The organism is Streptomyces sp. NRRL F-5122 (genome assembly GCF_001507435.1).
Taxonomy (GTDB): domain Bacteria; phylum Actinomycetota; class Actinomycetes; order Streptomycetales; family Streptomycetaceae; genus Streptomyces; species Streptomyces lannensis.
In genome coordinates, this window is record NZ_LMWH01000266.1 from 184,980 (window position 1) to 209,148 (window position 24,169).

General features: G+C 72.5%; 23 protein-coding genes. 13 read left to right on the forward strand and 10 right to left on the reverse strand.

Annotation, left to right across the window (positions count from 1 at the left end; translation table 11 throughout):
* Positions 1-27: 27 nt before the first annotated feature.
* A complete protein-coding gene (locus tag ADL25_RS36340; RefSeq protein WP_079050811.1) occupies positions 28-1,533 on the forward strand; it encodes a glycoside hydrolase family 71 protein in 1,506 nt (501 codons plus the stop codon).
* A gap of 334 nt (positions 1,534-1,867) precedes the next feature.
* On the opposite strand, the gene ADL25_RS36345 is transcribed toward ADL25_RS36340, so the two are convergent.
* The 3 genes from ADL25_RS36345 to ADL25_RS36355 all read right to left on the reverse strand — a co-directional run bounded on the left by ADL25_RS36345 (position 1,868) and on the right by ADL25_RS36355 (position 4,474).
* A complete protein-coding gene (locus ADL25_RS36345) occupies positions 1,868-2,755 on the reverse strand; it encodes an aminoglycoside phosphotransferase family protein (RefSeq protein ID WP_059132168.1) in 888 nt (295 codons plus the stop codon).
* Positions 2,756-3,173: 418 nt separating this feature from the next.
* The gene (locus ADL25_RS36350; protein WP_059132169.1) at positions 3,174-4,076 is read right to left on the reverse strand and encodes a M48 family metalloprotease; all 903 of its coding nucleotides are present in this window, start codon (positions 4,074-4,076) and stop codon (positions 3,174-3,176) included.
* Positions 4,073-4,474: a BlaI/MecI/CopY family transcriptional regulator gene (locus tag ADL25_RS36355; RefSeq protein ID WP_059132170.1), complete on the reverse strand. Its 402-nt coding sequence runs from the start codon at positions 4,472-4,474 to the stop codon at positions 4,073-4,075. Before ADL25_RS36355 ends, ADL25_RS36350 begins: the two co-directional genes overlap by 4 nt.
* Positions 4,475-4,725: 251 nt before the next feature.
* On the opposite strand from ADL25_RS36355, the gene ADL25_RS36365 reads away from it, so the two are divergent.
* Positions 4,726-6,237 (forward strand): hypothetical protein, encoded by a 1,512-nt coding sequence (locus ADL25_RS36365; protein WP_059132172.1) that lies wholly within the window; start codon positions 4,726-4,728, stop codon positions 6,235-6,237.
* On the forward strand, positions 6,234-7,223 hold the full coding sequence (locus tag ADL25_RS36370) for a lysylphosphatidylglycerol synthase transmembrane domain-containing protein (RefSeq protein ID WP_079050813.1): 990 nt from the start codon (positions 6,234-6,236) through the stop codon (positions 7,221-7,223). Before ADL25_RS36365 ends, ADL25_RS36370 begins: the two co-directional genes overlap by 4 nt.
* A 4-nt stretch (positions 7,224-7,227) precedes the next feature.
* Here ADL25_RS36370 and ADL25_RS36375 read toward each other — a convergent pair whose 3' ends face one another.
* The 5 genes from ADL25_RS36375 to modA form a co-directional block, all read right to left on the reverse strand.
* Positions 7,228-7,893: a DedA family protein gene (locus ADL25_RS36375; RefSeq protein ID WP_059132267.1), complete on the reverse strand. Its 666-nt coding sequence runs from the start codon at positions 7,891-7,893 to the stop codon at positions 7,228-7,230.
* A gap of 145 nt (positions 7,894-8,038) precedes the next feature.
* Positions 8,039-8,458 (reverse strand): TOBE domain-containing protein, encoded by a 420-nt coding sequence (locus ADL25_RS36380; RefSeq protein WP_059132173.1) that lies wholly within the window; start codon positions 8,456-8,458, stop codon positions 8,039-8,041.
* A gap of 92 nt (positions 8,459-8,550) precedes the next feature.
* The gene (locus ADL25_RS36385) at positions 8,551-9,642 is read right to left on the reverse strand and encodes an ABC transporter ATP-binding protein (RefSeq protein WP_059132174.1); all 1,092 of its coding nucleotides are present in this window, start codon (positions 9,640-9,642) and stop codon (positions 8,551-8,553) included.
* A complete protein-coding gene (gene modB / locus ADL25_RS36390) occupies positions 9,639-10,490 on the reverse strand; it encodes a molybdate ABC transporter permease subunit (RefSeq protein WP_059132175.1) in 852 nt (283 codons plus the stop codon). The genes ADL25_RS36385 and modB overlap by 4 nt, the downstream gene beginning before the upstream one ends.
* The gene (modA, locus tag ADL25_RS36395; protein ID WP_079050825.1) at positions 10,487-11,290 is read right to left on the reverse strand and encodes a molybdate ABC transporter substrate-binding protein; all 804 of its coding nucleotides are present in this window, start codon (positions 11,288-11,290) and stop codon (positions 10,487-10,489) included. Before modA ends, modB begins: the two co-directional genes overlap by 4 nt.
* A gap of 222 nt (positions 11,291-11,512) precedes the next feature.
* On the opposite strand from modA, the gene ADL25_RS36400 reads away from it, so the two are divergent.
* Entirely contained in the window at positions 11,513-11,995 is a 483-nt protein-coding gene (locus ADL25_RS36400) for a molybdopterin-dependent oxidoreductase (RefSeq protein ID WP_059132177.1), read from the forward strand.
* Positions 11,996-12,023: 28 nt separating this feature from the next.
* On the opposite strand, the gene ADL25_RS36405 is transcribed toward ADL25_RS36400, so the two are convergent.
* On the reverse strand, positions 12,024-12,422 hold the full coding sequence (locus tag ADL25_RS36405) for a TOBE domain-containing protein (protein WP_059132268.1): 399 nt from the start codon (positions 12,420-12,422) through the stop codon (positions 12,024-12,026).
* A 117-nt stretch (positions 12,423-12,539) separates the two neighbouring features.
* On the opposite strand from ADL25_RS36405, the gene ADL25_RS36410 reads away from it, so the two are divergent.
* Together ADL25_RS36410 and ADL25_RS36415 are read left to right on the forward strand one after the other, a co-directional pair.
* On the forward strand, positions 12,540-13,124 hold the full coding sequence (locus tag ADL25_RS36410) for a hypothetical protein (protein WP_059132178.1): 585 nt from the start codon (positions 12,540-12,542) through the stop codon (positions 13,122-13,124).
* A 40-nt stretch (positions 13,125-13,164) separates the two neighbouring features.
* Positions 13,165-13,920, forward strand: coding sequence for a YcnI family protein (locus ADL25_RS36415; protein WP_059132179.1), 756 nt, complete (start codon positions 13,165-13,167; stop codon positions 13,918-13,920).
* Between the two features lie 144 nt (positions 13,921-14,064).
* Here ADL25_RS36415 and ADL25_RS36420 read toward each other — a convergent pair whose 3' ends face one another.
* A complete protein-coding gene (locus tag ADL25_RS36420; protein WP_059132180.1) occupies positions 14,065-15,732 on the reverse strand; it encodes a hypothetical protein in 1,668 nt (555 codons plus the stop codon).
* Positions 15,733-16,069: 337 nt separating this feature from the next.
* On the opposite strand from ADL25_RS36420, the gene ADL25_RS36425 reads away from it, so the two are divergent.
* The 7 genes from ADL25_RS36425 to ADL25_RS36455 all read left to right on the forward strand — a co-directional run bounded on the left by ADL25_RS36425 (position 16,070) and on the right by ADL25_RS36455 (position 24,166).
* Positions 16,070-16,489, forward strand: coding sequence for a cell division protein SepF (locus ADL25_RS36425; RefSeq protein WP_079050814.1), 420 nt, complete (start codon positions 16,070-16,072; stop codon positions 16,487-16,489).
* A 106-nt stretch (positions 16,490-16,595) separates the two neighbouring features.
* A complete protein-coding gene (locus tag ADL25_RS36430; RefSeq protein WP_059132182.1) occupies positions 16,596-17,765 on the forward strand; it encodes an AAA family ATPase in 1,170 nt (389 codons plus the stop codon).
* On the forward strand, positions 17,762-18,115 hold the full coding sequence (locus ADL25_RS36435; RefSeq protein ID WP_059132183.1) for a nucleotide pyrophosphohydrolase: 354 nt from the start codon (positions 17,762-17,764) through the stop codon (positions 18,113-18,115). Before ADL25_RS36430 ends, ADL25_RS36435 begins: the two co-directional genes overlap by 4 nt.
* A 171-nt stretch (positions 18,116-18,286) precedes the next feature.
* On the forward strand, positions 18,287-18,763 hold the full coding sequence (locus ADL25_RS36440) for a DUF6099 family protein (protein WP_059132269.1): 477 nt from the start codon (positions 18,287-18,289) through the stop codon (positions 18,761-18,763).
* A 282-nt stretch (positions 18,764-19,045) separates the two neighbouring features.
* Positions 19,046-19,969 (forward strand): LLM class F420-dependent oxidoreductase, encoded by a 924-nt coding sequence (locus ADL25_RS36445; RefSeq protein WP_059132184.1) that lies wholly within the window; start codon positions 19,046-19,048, stop codon positions 19,967-19,969.
* A gap of 130 nt (positions 19,970-20,099) precedes the next feature.
* Entirely contained in the window at positions 20,100-21,632 is a 1,533-nt protein-coding gene (locus tag ADL25_RS36450; RefSeq protein WP_059132185.1) for a 3' terminal RNA ribose 2'-O-methyltransferase Hen1, read from the forward strand.
* Positions 21,629-24,166: a polynucleotide kinase-phosphatase gene (locus ADL25_RS36455; RefSeq protein WP_059132186.1), complete on the forward strand. Its 2,538-nt coding sequence runs from the start codon at positions 21,629-21,631 to the stop codon at positions 24,164-24,166. The genes ADL25_RS36450 and ADL25_RS36455 overlap by 4 nt, the downstream gene beginning before the upstream one ends.
* Positions 24,167-24,169: the final 3 nt, after the last annotated feature.

Sequence of the window (24,169 nt, forward strand, 5' to 3'; positions counted from 1 at the left end):
GGCCCCCGGCATCCGCGGAGGACACCCATGACGGATCACCCCGCTCGTCCGACGCACCGGCACCGAAGGTCCTCGGTGCGGTGGCGCACCGCGGTGGGTGCCCTGTTCGGCCTGCTGCTGATCGGACTGATCGCCGGTGTCGGACTGGCCCGCGACCGCGGGGACGCCGCGCCCCGCGCCGCGCGGGCGAGCGCGGCGATGCCCTTCGACCTGCCGGCCGCCGACGTGTTGCGCGACAGTCCGCATCAGGTCTTCGCGCACTACTTCCCGCCGTACCCGCTCTCCCTCGACAACCGGCCCGCCGAGGACGACTACTACGCCCGCAACTACCTCACGCCGCAGGGCGAGCAGGGCAAGCACGCGGCCTACGGCGGGCTGCTGCGTGACCGGCCCCAGCCCGTGCCGCCGGCCAAGGGGGACTGGCAACTCACCGACCTCGAACGGGAGGTGAGGACCGCTCGGGACGCCGGGCTCGACGGATTCACCGTCGACATCCTCTCCCTCGACGGCATCAACCGGCAGCGCGTCGACAAGTTGCTGAGCGCGGCGCAGCGGGTCGACCCGCACTTCCGGATCGTGCTGATGCCCGACATGACGTCCCTGCACACCGATCCGCGCACGCTCGCAGATCAGCTGACCCGGCTCGCCGCGTCCCCGTCCGCGTACCGGCTGGCCGACGGACGTCTCGTGGTCTCCCCGTTCAAGGCCGAGGCCCAGGACCCCGCCTGGTGGGGGCAGGTCATCGCCCGGCTGCGTGACCACGGCATCGGCACCGCGCTCGTGCCGGTCTTCCTGGACTTCCGCGCCAACGCCGAGAGGTTCGCGCCGATCAGCCACGCCTTCTCGTCCTGGGGCAACCGGAGCTACATCCGCCAGGACAACGTTCCCGGCGACATCCGGCTCGCCCACTCGCTGGGAAAGAAGTGGATGCAGGCCGTGTCCGTACAGGACGCCCGGCCCAACCAGGGGATCTACGACGAGGCGGGCAACACCGCCACCCTGCGGTCGACCTGGAACCACGCGATCTCCGACGGCGCGGACTGGGTGCAACTCACCACCTGGAACGACTACTCGGAGGGCAGCCAGTTCGCGCCCTCGCTGCACAACGGGCACGCCTACCTGGACATCTCCTCGTATTACCTCACCCGCTTCAAGACCGGGACCTGGCCGCGGATCGTCCGCGACACCGTGTACGTCACCTCGCGCGTCCAGTTCGCCGACGCGGGCGGAGCCGGCCTCCAGCCCCGGCTCATGCGCCCGCGACCGGGCACCGCGCCCCCGCGCGACCGGGTGGAAGTGCTCAGCTTCCTCACCGCGCCCGCCACGGTCTCCGCGCGTGTGGGCACCGTGCCCCACGTCTATCGCGCGCCGGTCGGCGCATACGCGCAGGATCTGCCGCTGTCCCCCGGCCGGAGCGAGGTGGTGGTCCGCCGTGCGGGGCACACCGTCGCCGCCGTGGCCACCCGCTATCCGGTGCGGCGTACGGTCACCGTGCAGGATCTTCAGTACTACGCCGTCTCCAGCGGCCGGTGAACCCCCCGGAGGCTTCCGGCGGTGCCGGGCGCCGGGCCCCGCTCGGTGCGGACGAGCCGGTACGCAGGCGCGTCGCCGGTGCGGGACACCGGCAAGCGCGGTACGCACGACGCCGGTTGCCGGCGCGGCCCGCGGACGCCCCGCTCCGGTCGGATCGTCGTGGGGCGGGGTCATCGCGGTCGGCGGCCGGCCGGGACGACGGCGCCGTGGCCGTGCGACCGGGCCGCCCTGAGTGGCGTTCCTTCAGTGTGGATCGGCCGTCCTCGGCGGGTGCCCGGCGCGCCCGAGGTTCAGGGGCGGCCGGCCGGGCGATCGCCCGGCCGGCCGCCCGTCATCAGTAATCCCCCCGTACCAGCCGCGCCAGGGTCTCGCGGCCCCGGTCGACGACCTCCTTGTCGTCGTGGGGCACTCCCCAGGCGATGGCGCTCACGGCGTCCAGGGCGGAAAGGCAGCGCAGGGCGGTCCGCTCCGCGGAGATCAGCTCGCGTCCGAAGCCCTCGAAGAAGGCGGTCCTCAACTCCGGCCGTCGAACCCAGGGTCCGCAGGCCAGCCGGACGACGTCGAGCACCGCGGCGTGCGGCCGGGCCCGTTCGAGATCGACCACCGCGAGTGATCCGCTTCCGGAGTCGTGGAGCCAGTTGCGCTCCTGGAAGTCGCCGTGGACGTATCCCACGGGCAGGGGGCCGAGCAGCGCCAGCCCCGCGGCGTGCCGGCGGACGACCTCACGCTCGGGTACGCCGATCAGGTCTGCGGACAGTTCCAGGTGCTTCTCGGCGGCTTCGACGGCGCGTTCCATCTCGCCGGCCGCCTCGGCGCGGTCCCGGTGGGTGAGATCGCGGGCGTCGCCGTGGAACCGGCGCAGCCACGCGCCCGCCTTGCGGTGCAGGGCGCGCCCCAGGGCGGGGGAGAGGGCCGCGGAACGCACCGGCCGGCCCGGTACCGCGGTCATCAGCAGCGCCCTGTGCCGAGCGTCGGTCTCCACCAGGTGCGGCACGGTGCCCCGCTCCAGGGCGGGCGCCGCCTCGCGATAGGCGCGGGTCTCGCGGGCGTAGAACACGGGTGTGGGGGCCACCTTGAGGATGGTCCGGCCGGTGGCGGAGGTCAGTTCCCAGACCTGGGACTCGGGGCGGGGGTGCGACACGTCCCGCACGGTGCGGAGGGGGCCGACGATGTTCTCGGCCCAGGCGGCCAGGGCGGGTGGAACCGGTGCGCCGGAGGTCATGCGCCCCACCTCGGTGTCGGTCGTGAGAAGGACGGGCGGCCGGCACCGGCGACTCGCCGCGCGTCGGCCCCGCACCGCGCGGACGAGGAATGCACCGACCGGTTCTCGAACAAGCGACGACCGGCGGCAGGGGCGGGGACGGGGTTCATGATTCCTCCGGAGGTTCTTGGCGATGCGGACAAGCGACCGAACAACCCGCCCGATCATGGACGCGTAACGGGGGATCGGGGGCGAATTTCCATACGTAAGTTCGAGCCATTCGGTTCTCCGCCCGCTGGGCGGGGGAACGCCGACGCCGGTGCCGTTCGATTCCCTCGTGTGGTGAAGGGTGCCCCGATCGGAGGATTGCTCGAAGCCCGCTTGACGGAGCGTCAGGTCGTGTCGGGGCCGGTTCCGCTGCCGGGGAGGTGCCGCCGGGTCAGGTCAGCACATGCTCCAGCAGTCGCAGCAGATCCCCCGTCGCGTCCGCGGCGCCCAGGGCCGGCAGCGTGCCGAGTGCGAGCGTCGACGCGGCGAGCGGCCACAGATGCGGGGGCGGACCGCTCTGCAGGGCCGCGATGCGGCGGGTGACCGCGTGGTCGGTGAAGTTGAGCGCGCACGACGGGGAGCGGCGCCTGGTGGTGAGCGCCGCTCGGGCCAGGGCGCGGGCCGTCGTGGAGCGGTCGCCGACCGCGTCGGCCGCCTGCTCGTCCGCCCAGCGCTCCATCAGGAACGTGACCGTGGTGCGGACGGGCGCGAGAAACGGGTCCGCGGCGGTGGCCAGCGCCACGGCGGCCGCGAGGGACGCGTGCCGGTGGGTGAGATGGGCGCGCTCGTGGGCCAGCAGCACCCGGCGCTCCGCGGGTTCCAGCGCGCCGAGCAGGGCCGAGGTGACCAGGATCCGGCCCGGCGCGCCGCCGCTGCCGGGGATGGCGAACGCCTGGGGTACGGGGGAGGCGGCGACGACCAGTTCCGTGTCCGGTGGATGTCCCGCGCACAGGGTCCGCAGTGCCCGGCGGGTGCCGAACTCGGCGCGGATTGCCCGATGGACGCGCACGACGACCAGCAGCAGGGCCAGGGTCGCGGCCACGGCGATCGTGCCGGGGACCGGTTCGGGCAATGGGTGGCCGTCCGCCCGGGCGTCCGCGACGACCGGCGGTGCCTGGCCGATCAGGGTCACCGCGAGCAACAGGAGCGACCAGGTGGTGGCGGCCGCCGTGAGAACGGCGGACACGGCCAGCACCCGGGCCGCGAGCGCGGGCGCCACCCTCCTGCCCACCATCGGGCTCACCGCGGCCAGCAGCAGCGAGAGGAGGATCGGGGTGTAGACGTCGATCCTCATGCACCCGCTCCGTCGGAGTGCGGGTACCCGTCCAGGAAGCCGCGCAGGGCACGCTCCTCCTCGGGGCTGAGTCCCGAGACGAACTGCTGGAGGGTGGCGATCGGATCGGGGCCGCGGTCGAGTGCCTCGTGCATGGCCTCGGCGGTCAGTTCGGCCGCGTTCTTCGAGGGGCGGTACGCCCCGCGCCGCCCGTCCACATCGCGCAGGACGAGCCCCTTGTCGTAGAGGCGCTTCAGGATGGTGTGCACGGTGTTGTAGGCGAGGCCGCCGCCGATCTCGGCCTGGATCTCGGCGGGGGTGAGCGCCTGCTCGGTGGCCCACAGCGTGGCGAGCACCTCGCTCTCCAGCTCACCGGCGCTGCGTCGTTCCATCCTGCCCCGCGGGCCCGTGCCAGCCATGCCCGCAACCTTACAGCGCGTAGGGGCGCGCGATACCGGGGACCAGGGGCGGTTGCCCGCGGGCCCGGTTCACGCGATCGGCGTAACGGCGGCCTCGGGGCTCCGGGTTGCCGCGGGTCTCATGCTGCACCCCCAGGCGCATCGCGTTAGCTTGTCCGTGTTTTACCTGTTTTCTTTCCCGATTTCCATCGTCGACCCTACGACCTGTAGGGTGTGATGCCCCTACAGGTTGTAGGGGGTGAGGGATGGGTATGGCCAACTCGAACACCACGCTCGCAGGGGTCCGCAGGCTCGCGGGGCCGTCGGTGGCCGGCACGTCGTGGCAGGACCGCGGCCACGGTCTGACAGCAGTTGTGGCGGGCGCCTTCACACTGGCCCAGCTCCTGCTCGTCGGCCCCCGCATGGGCCTCGGCTGGGACGAGACGGTGTACGCCAGCCAGATCAGCGCTCACGCTCCCGCCGCGTACTTCAGCGCACCTCGCGCCCGCGGCGTATCGCTCCTGGTCGCCCCCGTGACCTCGTGGTCCTCGTCCACGGCGCTGCTGAGGGTCTATCTGGCGGTGCTGTCGGGCGCCGCGCTGTTCATCGCCCTGCGCGCCTGGCGGGGAGTCTTCCCGGCCCGTGTCCTCGCCTTGGGCGGGGTCCTGTTCGCGAGCCTGTGGGTGACCCTCTTCTACGGCCCGCAGGTCATGCCCAACTACTGGGTGGCGATGGGCGCGCTGGCCGTCACCGGCTTCTTCCTGCGTGCCCACGCGGACAGCGCCGACCGGCCGGCCCTGTGGGGAGTCGCCGTCGGCGCGGCACTGATGACGTGGATGCGGCCCACCGACGCCGCGTGGACCGCGGCACCGCTCGTGTTCCTGCAGGTCTTCCTGCCCCGGTGGCGGAATCTGCCGCTGCTGCTGGCGCTGGTGGGCGGGCTGGTGGTCGGCGCGGCCCAGTGGATCGCCGAGGCCTTCGGCCGCTACGGAGGGCTTCTGCAACGCCTGTCCGACGGTTCCCGGTTGCAGGGCGGACTGGGCTGGAACATCGCCGTCGGCGACCAGTTGCGCAGCCTCGGCGGGCGCACCCTCTGTCGTCCCTGCACCGGCTCGATGCCGAACCCGGCGGTCGTCGCATGGTGGTTCGTGCTGCCGCTGCTCGTCGTGCTCGCGGTGGCCGTCGCCTTCCGGGCCCGGCGTCCCGCGTCCCCGAGCCGGACCCTGGTGCCGCTGGCCTGCGCGGCGACGGCGGCCTTCCCGTATCTCTTCCTGATCGGGTACGCCGCGCCGCGCTTCCTGCTGCCCACCTACGCCCTGCTCGCGATCCCCGTGGCCGACGCGCTGGTGCACCTGGTCACGGCCCCCGACGGACGATGGCGGCCGATCACCGCCTCGCTCGTGGCGATCGGGCTCGCCGGGCACCTGGCCGTGCAGTACGCGGTGCTGCACAGCACCGTGGAGCGGACCCAGGCGGACCGCCGGGGCTGGTCCCGCACCGCGGCCGAACTGCACCGGCTCGGCGTCCGGCCGCCCTGTCTGCTGACCGGGAACGAGGCCGTACCGATCGCTTTCTACACGGGCTGCTCCTCCGCCGCGACCGGCGGGAGCAACAAGAACTCCACCGCCGAAGGCATCGCGCGTTCCGCCCGGACCATGCCCGTGGCCCACCTGGGCACGCCCACCGGCCGTCCGCCGTCGTACACGCGCGGCTGGAGTCCGCACTCCTTCGACGGCCTGCGCATCTACGTCGCCCCGGCGGCGACCCGGAACGGACCCGGATGACGCCTCCGACCGCCACCCAGGTGGCTCCGGGGACCAGGCGGACGCCGGCCGAGCGGGCCGCGCCGGCCGGTCGGGCGAGGGCTCTGCGGCGGCGCGCCCCATGGCACCTGGCCGTCACCCTCGTCGTGCTCGTCTGCGCGGTGCTGCTGGCCCGGCACCACTGGCCGGTGATCGAGGCGGGCATCACCCGGCTCGAGGACGCCGACCGGGGCTGGCTGCTCCTGGCGGCGATCGCGACCGTGTCGACCTGGCCCTGCTCGGCGCTCGCCCAGCAGGGCGCCGTGGCCGAGCGACTGCCCTTCGGGCGCCTGGCTGCCGCGCAGTTCGCCGCCTCGGCCGCCAACCATCTTCTTCCCGCGGGCCTCGGGGCGGGCGCGGTCAACCTCCGCTTCCTGAACCGCCGCGGACTGTCGATGACCCGGTCGGCGACCGCGCTCGCGGTGAAGGCCACCGCCGGAGCCGTGACCCGTGGCGCGCTGATCGCCCTCCTCGCGCTCGCCGGCCCCGGTCTGCTGAGCCTCCCGCGCGCCTCCGCGGTCGCGGTGGGTGCCGCACTCGTGGTGGGCGGAGGGCTCGCGGTGGTGTTGTGCCGTCCGCTGCGCCGGGCGGTGTGGACGGTCCTCGCGGACGTGCGGGCCGTGCACCGGCTCCCGAGCCGTGCCGCCGCCCTGTGGGGCGCGTCGCTCGGGTTCGCTGCGCTGCACTCCCTGGTGGTGATCGCGGTGACCCGGTCGCTCGGCCTGCCGTTGCCGTCCGGCCGGGTGGCGCTGGCGTATCTCGTGGCGAGCAGCGCCGCCGTCCTGCTGCCCACTCCCGGCGGTCTCGGCTCCCTGGACGCGGCGCTCGCCTTCGCGCTCGCGCTGGCCGGCGCCCCCGGGAGCGCGGCCGCCTCGGTGGTCCTCGGTTACCGGCTGCTGACGGTGTGGCTGCCGCTGATCCCCGGTCTTGCGGTGCTCGGTCTGCTCGTGCGGCGCAAGGAGCTGTGACCCGTCAGCCGCTGACGCCGTCCTTCGCGGCCCGGCGGGAGCGCAGCAGTTCCAGGGCGAGCGGGAGCACCGAGACCACGACGATCACCGCGATGATCGGCAGCAGGTACTTGTCCACGTTCGGCACCGAGGAACCGAGGGCGTACCCGGCCAGGGTGAGGCCGAGGCTCCAGACCAGGCCGCCGATCGCCTGCCAGAGCGTGAAGGTCCGCACGGGCACCTGCAGGGCGCCTGCCATCGGGTTGAGCACCGTACGCACCACGGGGACGAAGCGCGCCAGGACGATCGCCTTCGCGTGGCCGTAGCGGTCGAGGAGTTCCTCGGCGCGCTCCGCGCCCTCCTTGAGGCGGACCGAGCGGCTGCGGGCGAGCAGCGCGCCGCCGGCCTTGCGCCCGAGCAGATAGCCGCACTGGGACCCGGCGAGCGCGCCCACGGCCGCCGCCACCAGGAGCGGGAACAGCGACAGCTTCACCCCGTGCTGGCCCGAGCCGGTGCACAGCAGACCCGCGGTGAACAGCAGGGAGTCGCCGGGCAGGAAGAAGCCGATGAGCAGGCCCGTCTCGGCGAACATCACCACACCCACGCCCAGCACGCCGAAGGCCGCGAGCAGGGACTGGGCGTCCAGCAGGTTCACCGCGAGCTGTGAGCCCAGGGTCAAGGATGTGGCCATCGGCGCGAGCCCTTTCGTACGGGGCCGGGCGGACACGGTGTCGCCCGACGGCGCACCATCGTACAGACCGTCTACTGAACTGTAGACGACGAACGGGTGGCGAGTGGTCTCGCGCTCGGCGTTCCGCACGGCCGCGGTGGCCGGCTCAGGCGGCGGCGAGGGAGATCTCCGTGGACTTGATCAGGGCGACGACCGAGGCGCCCGGCACCAGCCCGAGGTCATCCAGGGCGCTCCTCGTGATGACCGAGGTCAGAACGGCCCCCACGATCGTGACCCTGACCGACGCGACGGCCCCGTCCGGGGTGACGCGGTCGACGGTCCCGGGCAGCTGGTTGCGGATGGAGACGCCCGGCATCTCGGACGAGGCGAGCGCCACCTCCGTGGACTTGATCAGGACGTACACGGCGGCGCCCGGTGCGAGGTCCAGTTCGTCGACCGCCTCCGCGGTGATCGCGGCGGTGATGTCCTGGCCTCCCGCCAGTTTGACCTTGACGACCGCCATGACCCCGCCCGGGAGGACGACGGTCACGGTGCCGGGAAGCTGGTTGCGGATGCTCAGGTTCATGGGCGCGCCTCGCGGAACGTGGGGAGATGATCGTGTCCGTTCCCATGCTGGGCCCGCGGCGGCCGGATTCACGGCCGCGCCCGCGCGGCGTGTCAGGCCGGATACGCGTGCGTCTGCGTCGCCTTGACGGTCGCCCAGACCGTGGCGCCGGGCTGGAGGCCGAGCTCGGCCGCAGCGACGGCCGTCAGATCCGCGGCCAGGGTCAGCTCACCCGTGAGGTCGGCACGGATCTGGTCGCCGTGCGTCTCCAGGCCCGCCACCTCGCACCGCCACAGATTGCGCGCGCTGGCACCGCTGGGCCGGTCCCGGAACAGAGTGACCGCCCCGGGCGGAAACGCCACGAAGACGGGACCGGACAGCTCCTCGGTCGTGGTGATCACGGGCCCGGCCTCCAGCCGCACGGTGTGCCCGCCGGCCGTCCCTCGGTACAGATTGAGCCCCACGAGCTGCGCGATGTAGTCCGTGCGCGGACGACGGGCGATCTCCGAGGGTGTGCCCTCCTGGACGACCAGGCCGCTCTCCACCACCACCAGCCGGTCGGCGAGGACCATCGCGTCCAGTGGATCGTGGGTGACCAGCACGGCCACCGCCTCGAACTCGGCCAGATGGCGGCGCAGTTCCGCCCGGACCTCGAGCCGGGTGCGGGCGTCGAGCGCCGCGAGCGGCTCGTCCAGGAGCAGCAGCCGCGGCCGGGTCGCCAGCGCCCGGGCGAGCGCCACCCGCTGGGCCTGGCCGCCGGACAGCCGGCGGGGCTTGGTGCCGGCGTGGTCGGCCAGTCCCATGCGGTCCAGCCAGCCCGCGGCGATCTCGCGCGCCCTCGCCTTGGAGGCGCCGTGGCACCGCGGGCCGAACGCCACGTTGTCCAGGGCGCTCAGATGCGGGAACAGCAGATAGTCCTGGAAGACCACGCCCACGGGCCGCGACTCGGGCGGGATGCGGTCCAGCGCGGCGCCGTCGAGACGCACACCACCGCCGGAGACCGGGACGAGTCCCGCCAGCGCGCGCAGGGCGGTGGTCTTTCCCGCGCCGTTGGGCCCGAGCAGTGCGACGACCTCGCCGGGCGCGACGGTCAGGGCCACGTCGAGCCGGAAGGAGCCGCGCTGGACGACGAGGCGCGCGTCGAGTCCCTCGCAGCCGACGCCCGTGGGGGTGCTGCCGGGAGCGGTTTGATGGATGTGGGTCATGACGCCGTCATCCAGCGGTCCCGCAGGCCCGCCAGGACCGTGATCGACACGGCCAGCAGGACCAGGCTGAGGGCGATCGCCGCCGCAGGATCGTTCTGCAGGGCCAGATAGACGGCGAGCGGCATCGTCTGGGTACGGCCGGGGAAATTGCCCGCGAAGGTGATCGTCGCCCCGAACTCGCCCAGCGCCCGCGCCCACGCGAGGACCGAACCGGCCGCGACACCCGGTGCTATCAGCGGCAGCGTGACCCGGCGGAAGGCGGTGAAGCGGGAGGCGCCGAGTGTCGTGGCGGCCTCCTCGTAGCGCGGATCGGCGGCCCGGAGCGTGCCCTCGACGCTGATGACGAGGAACGGCATCGCCACGAACGCCTCGGCCACCACGACCCCCGCCGTGGTGAAGGGCAGCGTGATCCCGAACCATGCGTCCAGCCACTGCCCCACGATCCCGTTGCGCCCGAGCGCCAGCAGCAGCGCCACACCGCCCACCACCGGTGGCAGCACGAGCGGCAGGGTCACCAGGGCGCGTACGAGACCCCGTCCCGGAAACTCCGTGCGGGCCAGCAGCCAGGCCAGCGGCACGCCCAGCACGAGGCTCACCGCGGTGGCGGCGGTCGCGCTCACCAGGGAGAGTTGCAGCGCCTGCCACACCGCGGTGCTGGTCAGCTGGTCGGGGAGGGTGCGCCACGGGGCCCGTGCCAGCAGAGCCACCAGCGGCAGCAGCAGAAACGCCAGTCCGACCAGCGCCGGGAGCATCAGCGGCAGCGGCACCCCCGGACGCCGGACACGCCCGGACCGCGGCCCACCCGTGAGGGTGTCGGCCGCGGCACGGGACGTGTCGGCACCGGTCACGGCTGGAGGAATCCCGCTTCGGTCAGGACCTTGCTGCCCTCGGCGGACTGGACCAGCGCGATGAACGCCTTGGCCGCCTCGGCGTTGGGGGCGTCCTTGAGCAGGACGATCGGGTAGTCGTTGACGGCCTTGGCCGACTCGGGGAACTCCACGCCCTCCACCTTGTCACCCGCCGCCTTCACATCGGTCTTGTAGACGACCGCTGCGTCGGCCTCCTTCAGTTCCACCTTCGTCAGGGCGCTCTTGACGTCCTGTTCGTACGACACCGGTGTGAGCTTCAGGTTGCTCGCCTCGAGCGCCTTCTGCGCGGCGGCACCGCACGGCACCGTCTTGTCGCACAGTACGACCTTGAGGCCGGACTTGGTGAGGTCCTTCAGGGAGGCGACCTTGTCCGGGTTGCCGGGCAGGGTGGCGATCTCCAGCTGGTTGCGCACGAAGGTGGCGGGCGTGCCGGCCGCGTCCTGCTTGTCCGTGACGATGGCCATGGTCTTGGGGCTGGCCGCGGCGAAGACGTCGGCGGGGGCACCGCCGGTGATGCTCGCGGCGAGCGTGTCACTCCCGCCGAAGTTGAAGGTCACCTTCGTGCCGGGGTGCTGCTTCTCGAACTCCTGGCCAAGGGTCGTGAAGCTCTCCTTGAGCGAGGCCGCGGCGAAGACGGTGACCGTGCCGGACAGCTTCTCGGCGGAGGACGACGAGGACGACGAGGAGTCGGACTTGGGGGAGGAACTCGAGTCGGACGAGGAGGAGCAGGCGCTCAGGGCCAGCAGCGCGGCGGCCCCCGCACCGGCCACCTGCACCATCCGGCGGGTCCGGCGCGCGGAACGGGTCTTCACGGGGTCCACTCCCTCTGGTCGGCCGTGAGGGGCCCGCCAGGCCCCTCCATTACGCCGATCATACTGACGCAGGTGCCATGCGGAAGTCCCCTGTTGCATCGCATGAGCTGGGAGATCCGATGAAGGGAGCTGCATGTGCGTTTGTACGGGGTGGCCGCACGGGTACTGTCCTGCGGGAGGTGGTGTCCTGTGGGCCGGCCCCAGACGGAACGGGTCGCCGACGCGGCTGCGCCGGCCGTACTCGCGCTGACCGGAGACCTCGAGCGACCCGCCCGGCTGACCGTGCCCGACCTGCTGGCCTGGCCCCAGCACCGGGTCCGGGTCAGTTTCGAGTGCGCCACCAGCGGCGTACAGCACCACCGGTTCGAGGGTCCGCTGCTGCACGACGTGCTCTGCGCCGCGGGCCCGCAGTTCGACCCAGGCAGGCGCAAGGACCGGCTGCGCTTCCTGATCGCCGTCACGGGCGCGGACGGCCACCACGCCCTGCTGTCCTGGGCCGAGATCGACCCGGACTTCGGCCGTGCGCCCGTGCTGCTCGCGGCCGGCATCGACGACACCTCGCTGGACGGGAGCGGACCTCAGCTGGTGCTGCCGCAGGACCGTTGCGGGGCGCGGTACGTCAGCGGAGTCAACGCGATACGGGTGGACGGCCGTTACGGCCCGTGGACATGAGCCGCGCACCCGGTGGGCCGCCGGGCGCTCAGGTCCGGTCGATATGGACGTTCGTCGACTTCACGCGGGCGGTGGCCTCCATGCCGACCTCCAGGCCCAGTTCCTCGACGGCCTCCCGGGTCAGCAGTGACACCAGACGGTGCGGTCCCGCCTGGATCTCCACCTGCGCCGCCACGTCACCGAGCTTCACGGCGGTGACGATGCCGGGGAACGCGTTGCGGGCCGAGGTGTACGAGAGGGCGTCGTCCTCGCCGGCGCCGCCGCGTGCCAATTCCACCGAGAACGCGGCCAGATCCCTGCCGTCGACGACCCGGCGCCCGTTCTCGTCGCGACGGGTCGCCACCCGGCCCGCGTCGGCCCAGCGCCGGGCGGTGTCCGAGCTCACTCCCAGCATGCGGGCGGCCTGACCGATGGTGTAGGACTGCATGTCCGTCACGATAAGGGCTCGAGGCACTCCGGCCGTACGCGCCTGCGAGGGACTCCCACACGCCGTATCCACGGAAACCGCCATGGCCCCCGGGGCCGCATGGCAGGATCGCACGCCATGGATGTGTCCTGGACGGTGCGGAGCCTGCGCGCGGCGGTGTTCGCCGTGGTGTGCGTGCTGCTCGCCGCCGGGGGGCACGCACTGGCCACCGGCACCGTGCCACCGGTACGGGTGGAGGCGGCCGGTGTCCTTCCGGTGTTCGCCCTGAGCGTGGTTCTCGCCGGGCGTGAACGTTCCCTCCTCGGCATCGGTACCGCGATGCTGCTCGTGCAGGGCGGGCTCCATCTCGCCTTCGACTCGGCGGCCCCGCCGGTCGCACCGATGCACATGGCAGGCATGGCGCACGGCATGCACATGGCCGCGCAGCCGCACGCCATGACACCCCATGCCGTCGGCGCGCATCTGGCCGCCGCACTGACCGCCTCCTGGTGCCTGCGGCGCGGCGAGGCCGCCCTGTGGTCGCTGCTGCGCAAGGCGGCCGCCCTCGTCCCGGGCCTTGCCGCCTGGTGGCGTACGGCGCCGCTTCCCGCCTACGGCGGGACACCCCTTCCGTACACCTACCGCCGGCCCCTGCGGCAGGCGCTGCTCCGCCACGCCCTGTCCCGGCGCGGCCCGCCCCCGGGGACCCCGTACGCGATCTGACCCCCCCGAAACCGAGCACAAGTACGGAGCTTCCCCACTCATGTCCCCGATGCGTACCACCCTGCGCCGCGCCGGCACCGTCGCCGCTCTGACCGCCGCCGGCGTCCTCACCGCGGCGGGCGCGGCCTTCGCGCACGTCACCGTCCATCCCGAGAGCTACGCCAAGGGCGCCACCGACGGAGTGCTGACCTTCCGTGTCCCCAACGAGGAGGACACGGCGGCGACCACCAAGGTGCAGGTCTTCCTGCCCACCGACCACCCGGTCCTGGGCGTGCTGGTCGCGCCCCGGGACGGCTGGACCGCCCAGGTGACCACCACCAAGCTCAAGACGCCGATCAAGACGGACGACGGCACCATCACCGACGCCGTATCCGAGATCACCTGGTCGGGCGGGCGTATCCGGCACGGTCAGTACCAGGACTTCGACGTCGCCTTCGGTCAGCTCCCGGAGGACACCGACCAGTTGACCTTCAAGACGTTGCAGACCTACTCCGACGGAAACGTCGTCCGCTGGATCGAGGAGGCCCAGAAGGGCGCGGACGAGCCGGAGAACCCGGCGCCGGTCCTGCGGCTGACCGCCAAGGGCACGGCGGAGGGCGGCGGTTCGACCGCGGTCTCCTCCTCCACCACCGCGACGGACGAGAAGCCGGGCGGTTCCACGGCGAAGGCCACCGCCACCAGTGACTCCACCGCCCGGGGGCTCGGCGTCGCCGGGCTGGTCGTCGGTGTCCTGGGCCTGGCCGCCGCCGGCTTCGCGATCGCCCGCGGTCGTACCCGTACTCCCTCCTCGGAGTGACCTGACCCCGTCCCGCCGGCGACGACCACCGCCGGCGGGACGGGGAGCCGGCCGTTTCCCGGATGCGCGGTACGGGCCGATCGGCCGTCCGGCGGCCGCCGTGACAGCCGCGGCCCGGCCCTCACCCGCCGGGGTGAGAGCCGGTCACTTGGCCGGCGCGGGCCGGCGCTCCAGACGGATGTCCTGACTCGAGAGCGTCATCGGCGAAGCGGTGAAGGCGCGCAGCCGGATGCGGGTGCCCTTTCCGGGCACGGAGAAGCCGCCGCCGGGCGCCTGGATCCGGTAGGTGCCCGTCGAATGACCGGCGACGGAGGAAGGGCCGTCGAGCACCTTCCAGTACCGGCTCATCCCTTGTCCCGTGGTCACCATGAAGTGCGGCCGCAGCGCCGCGTCGCCGGTGTTGTCCACATGGACCGTGAGTGTCCTGACCGCCCGTGGCGTCCGGGAGGCGGCGGCGGCCTGCAGGTGCAGCGGAGGTCTGCCGGTCGCGGCCAGGAGCACCGCCACCAGGGAGGGGGCCAGCAGGCCCGCGGCCACCACCGTGCGGGCTGTCCGCCGCCCGTCCAGCAGCCGTGGCTGCCAGGCGGTGGTGAAGGCGCTCTGCGGCACGGTGACGGCCGCCGCCAGCCACAGCGGTGTCATCAGCAGGTAGTAGCCGTCCTGCGAGCGGGTCGCCAGGAAGAAGGCGCACCAGGGCAGCACCGTCGCGGCCGGGCCCAGCCGGCGCACGAACAGGACGAACACCGCCAGCAGGCCCGCCGCCAGCAGCATGCTGGCGTGCGAGTACCAACTCAGGCGGTCGCTGCCGTTCGTGAAGTACAGGGAGACATCGACCAGGCCCTGGCCGTGGATGACGGCGTCCTGGGTGAGCGGCAGCGCGACGCCCCGGATCCAGGTGCGCGGCTCGCTCACGATGAAGTACGCGTTGATCAGCAGCCAGGTACCGGCCGCTGTGGCCACGATGCGTCCCACGGCCACGGCGGCTCCGCGCGCCCCCAGCTCGCCGCGCCGCAGCGCGTAGACCCCGGCGAGCAGGAACGGTGTGAGGAACCACGGCAACTGCTGGGCCGCACAGGCCGCGCCCAGACATGCCGCCCGCGCCCAGTCGGCCGCGCCGCCGGCGCCCATGCGCGTCCAGCGGACCACCACCGGTACGAGGAAGGCCAGCGCGACGACCGCCGGATACCCGAGCCGGGCGTACACCGGGATCATGCCGAAGCCGAGGCACACCATGGTGGCCGCCGAACGCCAGGGCGCCGGCAGCATCTTCCACATGACAACCGTGCCCAGCACGAGGGCGGTGGTGGTGACCAGGGTCTCCGGCAGTGCGCCGTGGCCGATCCACAGCAGGGGCGCGGTCAGCAGCGCGGTCAGCGGCGGGTAGCCGTAGGTGAAGTCGTATCCGCCGCTCACCGTGGCCGTGTAGGCGACCCCGTGCCCGAACAGCCACGGCCACGGCTGTCCGTACACCGGGGCGCCCGCGAGCAGTTCATGGGCGGCCTGTGTGGTGAGTATCGACTCGTCACTGAAACCGTGCGCCACGGACACCGCGCAGTAGGCGAGCGTGACCGCCGTCAGCAGGACGGCCAGATCGAGCCGCGCCAGCGCACGGCTTCGCCGCACCACCAACGTCAGGACACCCGTGACCAGGATCGATGCGTAACAGACGGAGATGACGGCCGCGATCATCAGTCGGTGACTCGCAGCGGAGGACCACACCCCGCGGGTACCGATGAACAGGCTGATGTCCGCGAGCAACGTCAGGGCGCGATGCCACTGGGCGGGGGTCGGGTCGGGTTCGACCGGCGTCATGGCCGGTCGCGTCAATCGGCCGCTTGTCGACGGCCTCATTTCTGCCAACTGCACGCCACGGAACGTAAGGGGACAGGTTGAGTGCCGCGTCCGTGGTGGTGAAGATTCCGGTGTGAGGGCAGTAAGAAGAGGCCCTGCGGGTCCGGACGCCGGACGCCGGCCGCGTTCCCCCTGATGGGGGACCTCGTCCACCCGGTCGGCCGTCCACCGGACGGGCACCGCCGCACTCCCGCCGGGGCTGCGCGCGCGGCCGGTGGCACGACCGCCGGTCGCGTGGCGGTCCGTGTCGCTGTTGGGCCGGACGGGTGACCATGCGTAAGAATTGCCCGGTGCAGACATGGAATGCGAGCCATCAGGGGGAGGGCCGGTGAACGGCTACGACGTCACCGACGAACAGTGGGAGGGGCTCGCGCAGGTCGTGCCGTTGCGTGGCCGGGACGCCTGGCCGTCCGCCGTGGACCACCGCTCGATACCCGAGGCCCGGACCGAGGCGCGACGCCGTTTTGTGGTCCTGAGGGTCAACGTGTTCGCGGACGCCCGCGAGGTGGCCGAGACGCTGATGGCGGGGGTGCCCGTCCTGCTCGACCTGACGAGCGCGGAGACCGAGGTCGCCAAGCGGGTGCTCGACTTCAGCACGGGCGTCGTCTTCGGCCTCGCCAGCGGGATGCACCGGGTCGACCGCAATGTCTTCCTGCTGACCCCGTTGGGTACCGAGGTGCGCGAACTCATGGAGGGCGCGAGGGCTTCCGGCGGCTGAGGGCCGCCCGCGTACGCGGCCTGTGTGCGGGGCCCGTCGCCCGATCGTGGGAAGGGCACGCGGGCAAAACGGTTCGCCCATGCCTCCTGCGCCTACGGTCCCGGACATGACGGTGTCTCCCACGGTGTCCCTGCCCCGCCCGATCGCCGGGACCGAGCCGTGCCCGGACCGGCCGAACGTGACGGAACTGCGGCTGTCCGCGTTCGCGGGGCACCGTCGGGCCCGGTTCGTGCTCGGGCCCCTGACGCTCTTCACCGGCCCGAGCGGCTCCGGCAAGTCGCGGGTGCTCCAGGCGTACGCGGCGCTGGCGCGGCTCGGGGGCGGGGCGGAACTCCAGGAGGCGTTCCCGGATCCGCCGGCCTGTGTCCCGGAGGGGGCGCGGCCCGACGCCCAGCGGCGGCGCGGATTCCGCATCGGCTGCACGGCCGACGGTCCGGAGGGGCCGGTACGGCTCGACGTGGCCGTCCAGGCCGAGCCGGAACTGCGCATCGTCGGCGAGCGGTTGACGTCCGGCGACCTCGTCCTGCTGGAGACGGCGCTGCGCGACCCCGCCAGGCGCACGGTGCAGGCGGCCTGGCACACCGCCGGTTCCTCACCGGTGACCCGGGGCCCGTTGCCCGACGACCGCCTCGGTACCGCGCTGCTGCCGCTGCGTGTGGCCGGCAAGACGGACGGACAGCGCCGGGTGCTCGCCGCGGCCGAGCAGATGGTGGTCGCCCTGCGCTCGGTCTTCGCCTGCGACCCGAGTCCCCGCCGGATGCGCGCCCCGGTTCCACCGGGCGCGGGCCGGCTGCTGTCGGGCTGCGGCAACCTCGCGGAGGTCCTGCTGCGCACCCGGGCGGAGTGCGGGCGGCGGCACGCGCTGCTGACGGCGGCGGTCGCCGCCGGGTGCACGGGCCGCGTCGTGGATCTGCTGGCGGAGCCGCTCCGGGACGGCACGGTGCGCGCGTTGGTCGACCGGGGCAACGGAGTGCGTACACCACTGAATCTGCTGGGCGACGGTGAGCTGCGTTATCTGGCGCTGGCTCTCGTCCTGCTCACCGGGCCGGGCGTCCTCGAGGTCGACCCGGTGGGCGAGGTGCCGGCGGCGCTGCAGACACTCACCGTGCTGGCGGACGGTCTCGACCGCGGTATGGACCGCCGGCAGGCGCGGGAACTGCTCCGATTGGCGGTCAGGATGAGCACGCGGGGGCATGTCCGGTTGGTGGGTGCGGTGAGTGACGTGTCCCGGGCCGCGGAGGTGGACGGCGTGACGGTGGTAGACCTGAGCCCGTGACTGAAGAACCCGGGCGGCGCGAGGACCTGGACGTGGCGCGGTTGCAGCGGCGGCTTGCGGATTTCGCCGCGAGGCGCAACTGGCAGCACTACCACACACCGAAGAATCTGGTCGCCGCGCTCAGCGTGGAGGCGTCCGAACTGGTCGAGATCTTCCAGTGGTTGACGCCGGAGGAGTCGTCGCGCGTGATGGACGATCCCGGTACGGCCCACCGGGTGACGGACGAGGTCGCGGACGTGCTCGCGTATCTGCTCCAGCTGTGCGAGGTGCTGGGCATCGACGTGTTGGCGGCGCTGGACGCGAAGATCGACCGCAATGAGGGCAGGTTTCCGGCACCCGGAGCCGAGTGACTCTCCCTCCCTGTCACTCTCCGGAGTTATTGAGTTGTCCACTTCTCTCCGGGTGTCCACAGATTTCGGACTACCTCTGGCTTTTCGTCCGTTGTGCCTTCACGCTGGGTAGTGAACAACGGAGTTCGGGCAGACGTGCGGGAGTGCGTCAGGACAGAGCGGGGGCAGCGCATGGAAGCGGTGCGGCTCATCGTGACGAGCAGACGTGCCCTGGCGGGGAGCGGGGACGGGTCGAGGATCATGACGGAGGCGTGGCAGGCGTACGCCCTGGCGCAGGCGATCGGCAGCCGGCTGGCTGTCTCGGGACCTCCCGAACTGCGCGGGGAGGCCCTGGGGTTGACGGAACTCGCAGGCAGGGGCTGCGGCGTCCTCGACACACCCTCCATCGACGTGGCGGACCTGCGGGCCGCCCAGCTCACCGATCTGGGCGATGCGCGCGGGGCCCTTCTCGACCTCGCGACCCTCCTGGTGGAACTGGGCATGGCCCTGGTCGCCGTCGCGAGCGCGGCGGACGACGAGGGCACCTACTGGCAGTGCATGGAGGCCATCGACGCGGCGGACGAGTCGAGGGACAGGGTCAGCGAGATGCTGCGGCGACTGGCGGCAAGGGACGGCGAGATGCGGGAACGACACAAGGCGCCGGGCTGAGCCGCTCGTCCACGAGCTCTGTCCCGTGGGGCTGCTCGGGAAACGACGGCTCGCTCGGCCCCGGCCCCTTCCCGGCGAGCGGACACGGCGAGGGCGAGAGGCACGGCCATGGGCGGAGGGTGCCGGCCGGTGCGGCACCGCGGCGGTGATCGGCGCGAGGAAGGGCCGGCGGAGCGGTCTTTCACCCGATCATCCGATTGCCGGACGTTCGCTCGGTCCGGGGCGGGTGGGGCGGAAGGGACCAGTGGGATCGACGGGTGCCGGAGCGTGCAGGATGGAGGTATGGATCTTCGCATCTTCACCGAGCCCCAGCAGGGCGCGACCTACGACACCCTTCTCACCGTCGCCAAGGCCACCGAAGACCTGGGCTTCGACGCCTTCTTCCGTTCCGACCACTATCTGAAGATGGGGAGCGGGGACGGCCTCCCCGGCCCCACCGACGCCTGGATCACCCTGGCCGGCCTCGCCCGCGAGACCAAGCGCATCCGCCTCGGCACGCTGATGACCGCCGCCACCTTCCGTCTGCCCGGTGTCCTGGCCCTTCAGGTCGCCCAGGTCGACCAGATGTCCGGCGGCCGGGTCGAGCTGGGCCTCGGGGCCGGCTGGTTCGAGGAGGAGCACCGGGCCTACGGCATTCCGTTCCCGAAGGAGAAGTTCGCCCGCCTCGAGGAGCAGCTGGCGATCGTCACCGGGCTGTGGCGGACCGAGGTCGGCAAGACCTTCGGCTTCCACGGGACGTACTACGACCTCACCGACTCACCCGCACTGCCCAAGCCCGCCCAGGCGAAGGTCCCCGTGCTCATCGGCGGCCACGGTGCGACCCGTACCCCGCGGCTGGCCGCGCAGTACGCCGACGAGTTCAACATCCCGTTCGCCTCGATCGAGGACAGCGAGCGCCAGTTCGGCCGGGTCCGTGCCGCCGCCGCGGAGGCCGGCCGGGCCGCCGACAGCCTGACGTACTCGAACGCACTGGTGGTCTGTGTCGGCAAGGACGACCAGGAGGTGGCCCGCCGCGCCGCCGCGATCGGGCGCGAGGCCGACGAGCTGAAGATCAACGGCCTGGCCGGTACCCCGGACGAGGTCGTCGACAAGATCGGCCGGTACGCGGAGATCGGCTCCAGCCGTCTCTACCTCCAGATCCTCGACCTCGACGACCTGGACCACCTGGAGCTCGTCTCCTCCCGCGTGCAGTCGCAGCTGTCCTGACCGGTCTCTCCGCGCTCCGGGCCGCACGTGGTCCGGCCCGGAGCGCCGTGGGGAGGGCGGTGGACGCGCAGAGCCGTCCCGGCGGAAACTCCGTGGCCCCGACGGAATCCCCGCGACGATACTCGTACGCGTGTTCCTGACGATCTCCACTACCGGCGACGAGAAGACCCCGGCCACCGACCTGAGCTTCCTGTTGCACAAGCACCCCGACAACGCGCAGGCGTTCTCGACCTCCTACGGCACCGCGCACGTCGTCTACCCCCGGGCGGACGCCGAGTGCTGCACGGTGGCCATGCTGCTGGAGGTCGATACCACGGCGCTGGTCCGCAGGGGAAAGGGCAAGGGCCGCGGAGGCGCTCCCGACGCCGCGCTCGCGCAGTACGTGAACGACCGCCCGTACGCGGCCTCCTCCCTGCTCGCCGTGGCGCTGAGCCGGGTGTTCTCCAGTGCGATCCGGGGTGTGTGCAACGCCAGGCCCGAGCGCGTGCAGCAGCCGCTGCCGCTGCGGGTCGAGATACCCGCGCTGCCCGCCCGCGGCGGTCCGGACCTGGTGTGCCGGCTGTTCGAGCCCCTCGGCTGGACGGTCGCCGCCGAACGGGTCGCGCTGGACCGCGAGTTCCCGGAGTGGGGCGACTCGCGCTATGTCGGCCTCGTCCTGGAGTCGGACCGGCTGACCCTGGCCGAAGCCCTGCGCCACCTGTACGTTCTGCTTCCCGTCCTCGACGATGCCAAGCACTACTGGGTCTCCGCCGACGAGGTCGACAAGTTGCTGCGAGCGGGTGAGGGCTGGCTGCCGACCCATCCGGAGCAGAAGCTGATCACCAGTCGCTATCTCTCGCGCCGCTGGTCGCTGACCCGGCAGGCGATGGAGCGGCTGGAACTGGTGCGGCTCGCCGAAGCGGACGACAGCGAGGTCGAGGATCTCGACAACGCGGTCCAGGACGAGACGGGGACGGACGAGACCGGGAACGGCGAGAGCACGACCGGGGAGACCGCGACCGGGGAGGGCGCGGCCGAGGACCGGCCGGTACCGCTCGCCGTGCAGCGTCGGGACGCCGTTGTCGCGGCGCTCAAGGAGTCGGGCGCCGCCCGTGTCCTGGACCTCGGCTGCGGCCAGGGCCAGTTGGTCCAGGCGCTGCTCAAGGACCCGCGGTTCACGGAGATCGTCGGCGTGGACGTGTCCGTGCGGGCGCTGACCATCGCGTCCCGGCGGCTGAAGCTGGACCGCATGGGGGAGCGCCAGGCCTCCCGGGTGAGGCTGTTCCAGGGGTCGCTCGCATACACCGACAACCGGCTCAAGGGATACGACGCCGCCGTGCTCAGCGAGGTCGTCGAGCATGTCGACCTGCCGCGGCTGCCCGCTCTGGAGTACGCCGTGTTCGGCTCGGCCCGTCCGAGGACGGTCCTCGTGACCACGCCGAACGTCGAGTACAACGTCCGCTGGGAGACCCTCCCGGCCGGGCACGCCCGGCACGGCGACCACCGCTTCGAGTGGACCCGCGAGGAGTTCCGCGCCTGGGCCGGCCGGGTGGCCGAACTCCACGGCTACACCGTGGAGTTCATTCCAGTCGGCCCCGACGACCCCGAGGTGGGGCCGCCGACCCAGATGGCCGTGTTCACGCTCACCGCCAAGGACAGCACGAAGGAGGAGAAGGCCGCATGACCGAGAACAAGGGACGCACCCTGCCCGTCACCGACCTCTCCCTCGTGGTCCTCGTCGGTGCCTCCGGCTCGGGCAAGTCCACCTTCGCCCGCAGGCACTTCAAGCCGACGGAGATCATCTCCTCGGACTTCTGCCGGGGCCTCGTCTCCGACGACGAGAACGACCAGAGCGCCACCCGGGACGCCTTCGACGTCCTGCACTACATCGCGGGCAAGCGACTGGCGGCCGGCCGTCGTACCGTCGTCGACGCGACCAGCGTGCAGCAGGACTCCCGCCGCCAGCTGATCGACCTGGCCAAGCGGTACGACGTGCTGCCCATCGCGATCGTGCTCGACGTGCCGGAGGAGGTGTGCGCCGAGCGGAACGCTGGCCGCATCGACCGGGCCGACATGCCGCGCCGGGTGATCCAGCGTCACACGCGTGAACTGCGCCGCTCGCTCCGGCATCTGGAACGGGAGGGCTTCCGCAAGGTGCACGTCCTGCGCGGCGTGGAGGACGTCGAGAACGCGACGGTCGTCACCGAGAAGCGCTTCAACGACCTGACGCATCTCACCGGCCCCTTCGACATCATCGGCGACGTCCACGGCTGCTCGTCCGAACTGGAGGCGCTGCTGGGCAAGCTGGGTTATGTCGACGGCGCGCACCCGCAGGGCCGCACGGCCGTGTTCCTCGGCGACCTGGTGGACCGCGGCCCGGACAGCCCTGGTGTGCTGCGCCGGGTGATGTCGATGGTCGCCTCGGGGAACGCCCTGTGCGTGCCGGGCAACCACGAGAACAAGTACGGCCGGTTCCTGCGCGGCCGCAACGTCCGGCACACCCACGGACTCGCCGAGACCATCGAGCAGATGGACGGTGAGAGCGAGGAGTTCAAGCAGCGCGTACGGGAGTTCATCGACGGCCTGGTCAGCCACTACGTCCTCGACGGCGGCCGGCTCGTCGTCTGCCACGCAGGCCTGCCCGAGAGGTACCAGGGCCGCACCTCCGGCCGGGTCCGGTCGCACGCGCTGTACGGCGACACGACGGGGGAGACCGACGAGTTCGGCCTGCCCGTGCGTTATCCGTGGGCGGAGGAGTACCGGGGCCGGGCCGCGGTGGTCTACGGCCACACGCCGGTCCCGCAGGCCTCCTGGCTGAACAACACCATCTGCCTGGACACCGGTGCGGTCTTCGGAGGCAGCCTGACGGCGCTGCGCTGGCCGGAGCGGGAGCTGGTGGACGTGCCGGCCGAGCGGGTCTGGTACGAGCCGGCCCGGCCGCTGGCCGCCGAGGCGCCCGGCGGTCACGAGGGCCGTCCGCTGGACCTGGCGGACGTGCACGGCCGCAGGGTGGTCGAGACGCGGCACGCGGGCCGGGTCTCGGTCCGCGAGGAGAACGCGGCTGCGGCACTGGAGGTCATGAGCCGTTTCGCGGTGGACCCGCGCCTGCTGCCGTATCTGCCGCCGACCATGGCGCCCACCGCGACCTCGCACGTCGAGGGCTATCTCGAGCATCCGGCCGAGGCCTTCGCGCAGTACCGGGAGGACGGGGTCGCGCGGGTCGTGTGCGAGGAGAAGCACATGGGCTCGCGGGCGGTGGTCCTGGTGTGCCGGGACGCGGAGACCGCGCTCAGGCGTTTCGGGGTCTCCGGTCCGACGGGCTCCCTGTACACCCGCACCGGCCGTCCGTTCTTCGACGACGAGGCGTTGACCGAGGAGGTCCTCGGCCGGCTGCGGTCGGCGATCGGCGATGCGGATCTGTGGCGGGAGCTCGAGACGGACTGGATGCTGCTGGACGCGGAGCTGATGCCGTGGTCGCTGAAGGCGTCCGGGCTGCTGCGCAGCCAGTACGCCGCGGTCGGCGCGGCGGCCGCGGCCGCGTTCCCGGGGGCGCTGTCCGCGCTGGAGGGCGCGGCGGCGCGCGGTGTCGACGTGACCGAACTGCTGGCACGTCAGCGGGAACGGGCGGCGGACGCGGGGGCGTTCACGGAGGCCTACCGGCGGTACTGCTGGACGACGGACGGGCTGGACGGGGTGCGGCTGGCGCCCTTCCAGATCCTGGCGGTGCAGGGCCGGAGCCTGGCCGACGTACCGCACGACCGCCAGCTCGCGCTGCTCGACCGGCTCGTCGAACACGACGGGAGCGGACTGCTGCAGACGACACGGCGCCTGTTCGTCGACCCGGGCGACCCCGAGTCGGTGCAGGCCGGTGTCGACTGGTGGCTGGAGATGACCGGGCGTGGCGGTGAGGGCATGGTCGTCAAGCCGCTGGACGCGGTGGTGCGCAGCACCGCGGGCCGTCTGGTCCAGCCCGGCGTCAAGTGCCGCGGCCGTGAGTACCTCAGGATCATCTACGGCCCGGAGTACACCCGACCCGAGAACCTCGCGCGGCTGCGGCAGCGGTTCCTGAACCACAAGCGGTCGCTGGCGATCCGCGAGTACGCGCTGGGCCTGGAGGCCCTCGACCGGCTCGCGGAGGGCGAACCGCTGTGGCGGGTGCACGAGGCGGTGTTCGGGGTGCTCGCCCTCGAGTCGGAGCCGGTGGACCCCCGGCTGTGACGG

Excerpts from the sequence above, each read along its gene's own strand:
- ADL25_RS36455 (WP_059132186.1), top strand. The coding sequence starts at position 21,629 with ATGACCGAGAACAAGGGACGCACCCTGCCCGTCACCGACCTCTCCCTC.
- ADL25_RS36440 (WP_059132269.1), top strand. The coding sequence starts at position 18,287 with ATGGAAGCGGTGCGGCTCATCGTGACGAGCAGACGTGCCCTGGCGGGG.
- ADL25_RS36385 (WP_059132174.1), bottom strand. The coding sequence starts at position 9,642 with ATGACCCACATCCATCAAACCGCTCCCGGCAGCACCCCCACGGGCGTC.
- ADL25_RS36415 (WP_059132179.1), top strand. The coding sequence starts at position 13,165 with ATGTCCCCGATGCGTACCACCCTGCGCCGCGCCGGCACCGTCGCCGCT.
- ADL25_RS36430 (WP_059132182.1), top strand. The coding sequence starts at position 16,596 with ATGACGGTGTCTCCCACGGTGTCCCTGCCCCGCCCGATCGCCGGGACC.
- ADL25_RS36340 (WP_079050811.1), top strand. The coding sequence starts at position 28 with ATGACGGATCACCCCGCTCGTCCGACGCACCGGCACCGAAGGTCCTCG.
- ADL25_RS36350 (WP_059132169.1), bottom strand. The coding sequence starts at position 4,076 with ATGAGGATCGACGTCTACACCCCGATCCTCCTCTCGCTGCTGCTGGCC.
- ADL25_RS36370 (WP_079050813.1), top strand. The coding sequence starts at position 6,234 with ATGACGCCTCCGACCGCCACCCAGGTGGCTCCGGGGACCAGGCGGACG.
- ADL25_RS36405 (WP_059132268.1), bottom strand. The coding sequence starts at position 12,422 with ATGCAGTCCTACACCATCGGTCAGGCCGCCCGCATGCTGGGAGTGAGC.
- ADL25_RS36410 (WP_059132178.1), top strand. The coding sequence starts at position 12,540 with ATGGATGTGTCCTGGACGGTGCGGAGCCTGCGCGCGGCGGTGTTCGCC.
- ADL25_RS36425 (WP_079050814.1), top strand. The coding sequence starts at position 16,070 with ATGGAATGCGAGCCATCAGGGGGAGGGCCGGTGAACGGCTACGACGTC.
- ADL25_RS36420 (WP_059132180.1), bottom strand. The coding sequence starts at position 15,732 with ATGACGCCGGTCGAACCCGACCCGACCCCCGCCCAGTGGCATCGCGCC.
- ADL25_RS36345 (WP_059132168.1), bottom strand. The coding sequence starts at position 2,755 with ATGACCTCCGGCGCACCGGTTCCACCCGCCCTGGCCGCCTGGGCCGAG.
- ADL25_RS36375 (WP_059132267.1), bottom strand. The coding sequence starts at position 7,893 with ATGGCCACATCCTTGACCCTGGGCTCACAGCTCGCGGTGAACCTGCTG.
- ADL25_RS36445 (WP_059132184.1), top strand. The coding sequence starts at position 19,046 with ATGGATCTTCGCATCTTCACCGAGCCCCAGCAGGGCGCGACCTACGAC.
- ADL25_RS36380 (WP_059132173.1), bottom strand. The coding sequence starts at position 8,458 with ATGAACCTGAGCATCCGCAACCAGCTTCCCGGCACCGTGACCGTCGTC.
- ADL25_RS36355 (WP_059132170.1), bottom strand. The coding sequence starts at position 4,474 with ATGGCTGGCACGGGCCCGCGGGGCAGGATGGAACGACGCAGCGCCGGT.
- ADL25_RS36365 (WP_059132172.1), top strand. The coding sequence starts at position 4,726 with ATGGCCAACTCGAACACCACGCTCGCAGGGGTCCGCAGGCTCGCGGGG.
- modA (WP_079050825.1), bottom strand. The coding sequence starts at position 11,290 with ATGGTGCAGGTGGCCGGTGCGGGGGCCGCCGCGCTGCTGGCCCTGAGC.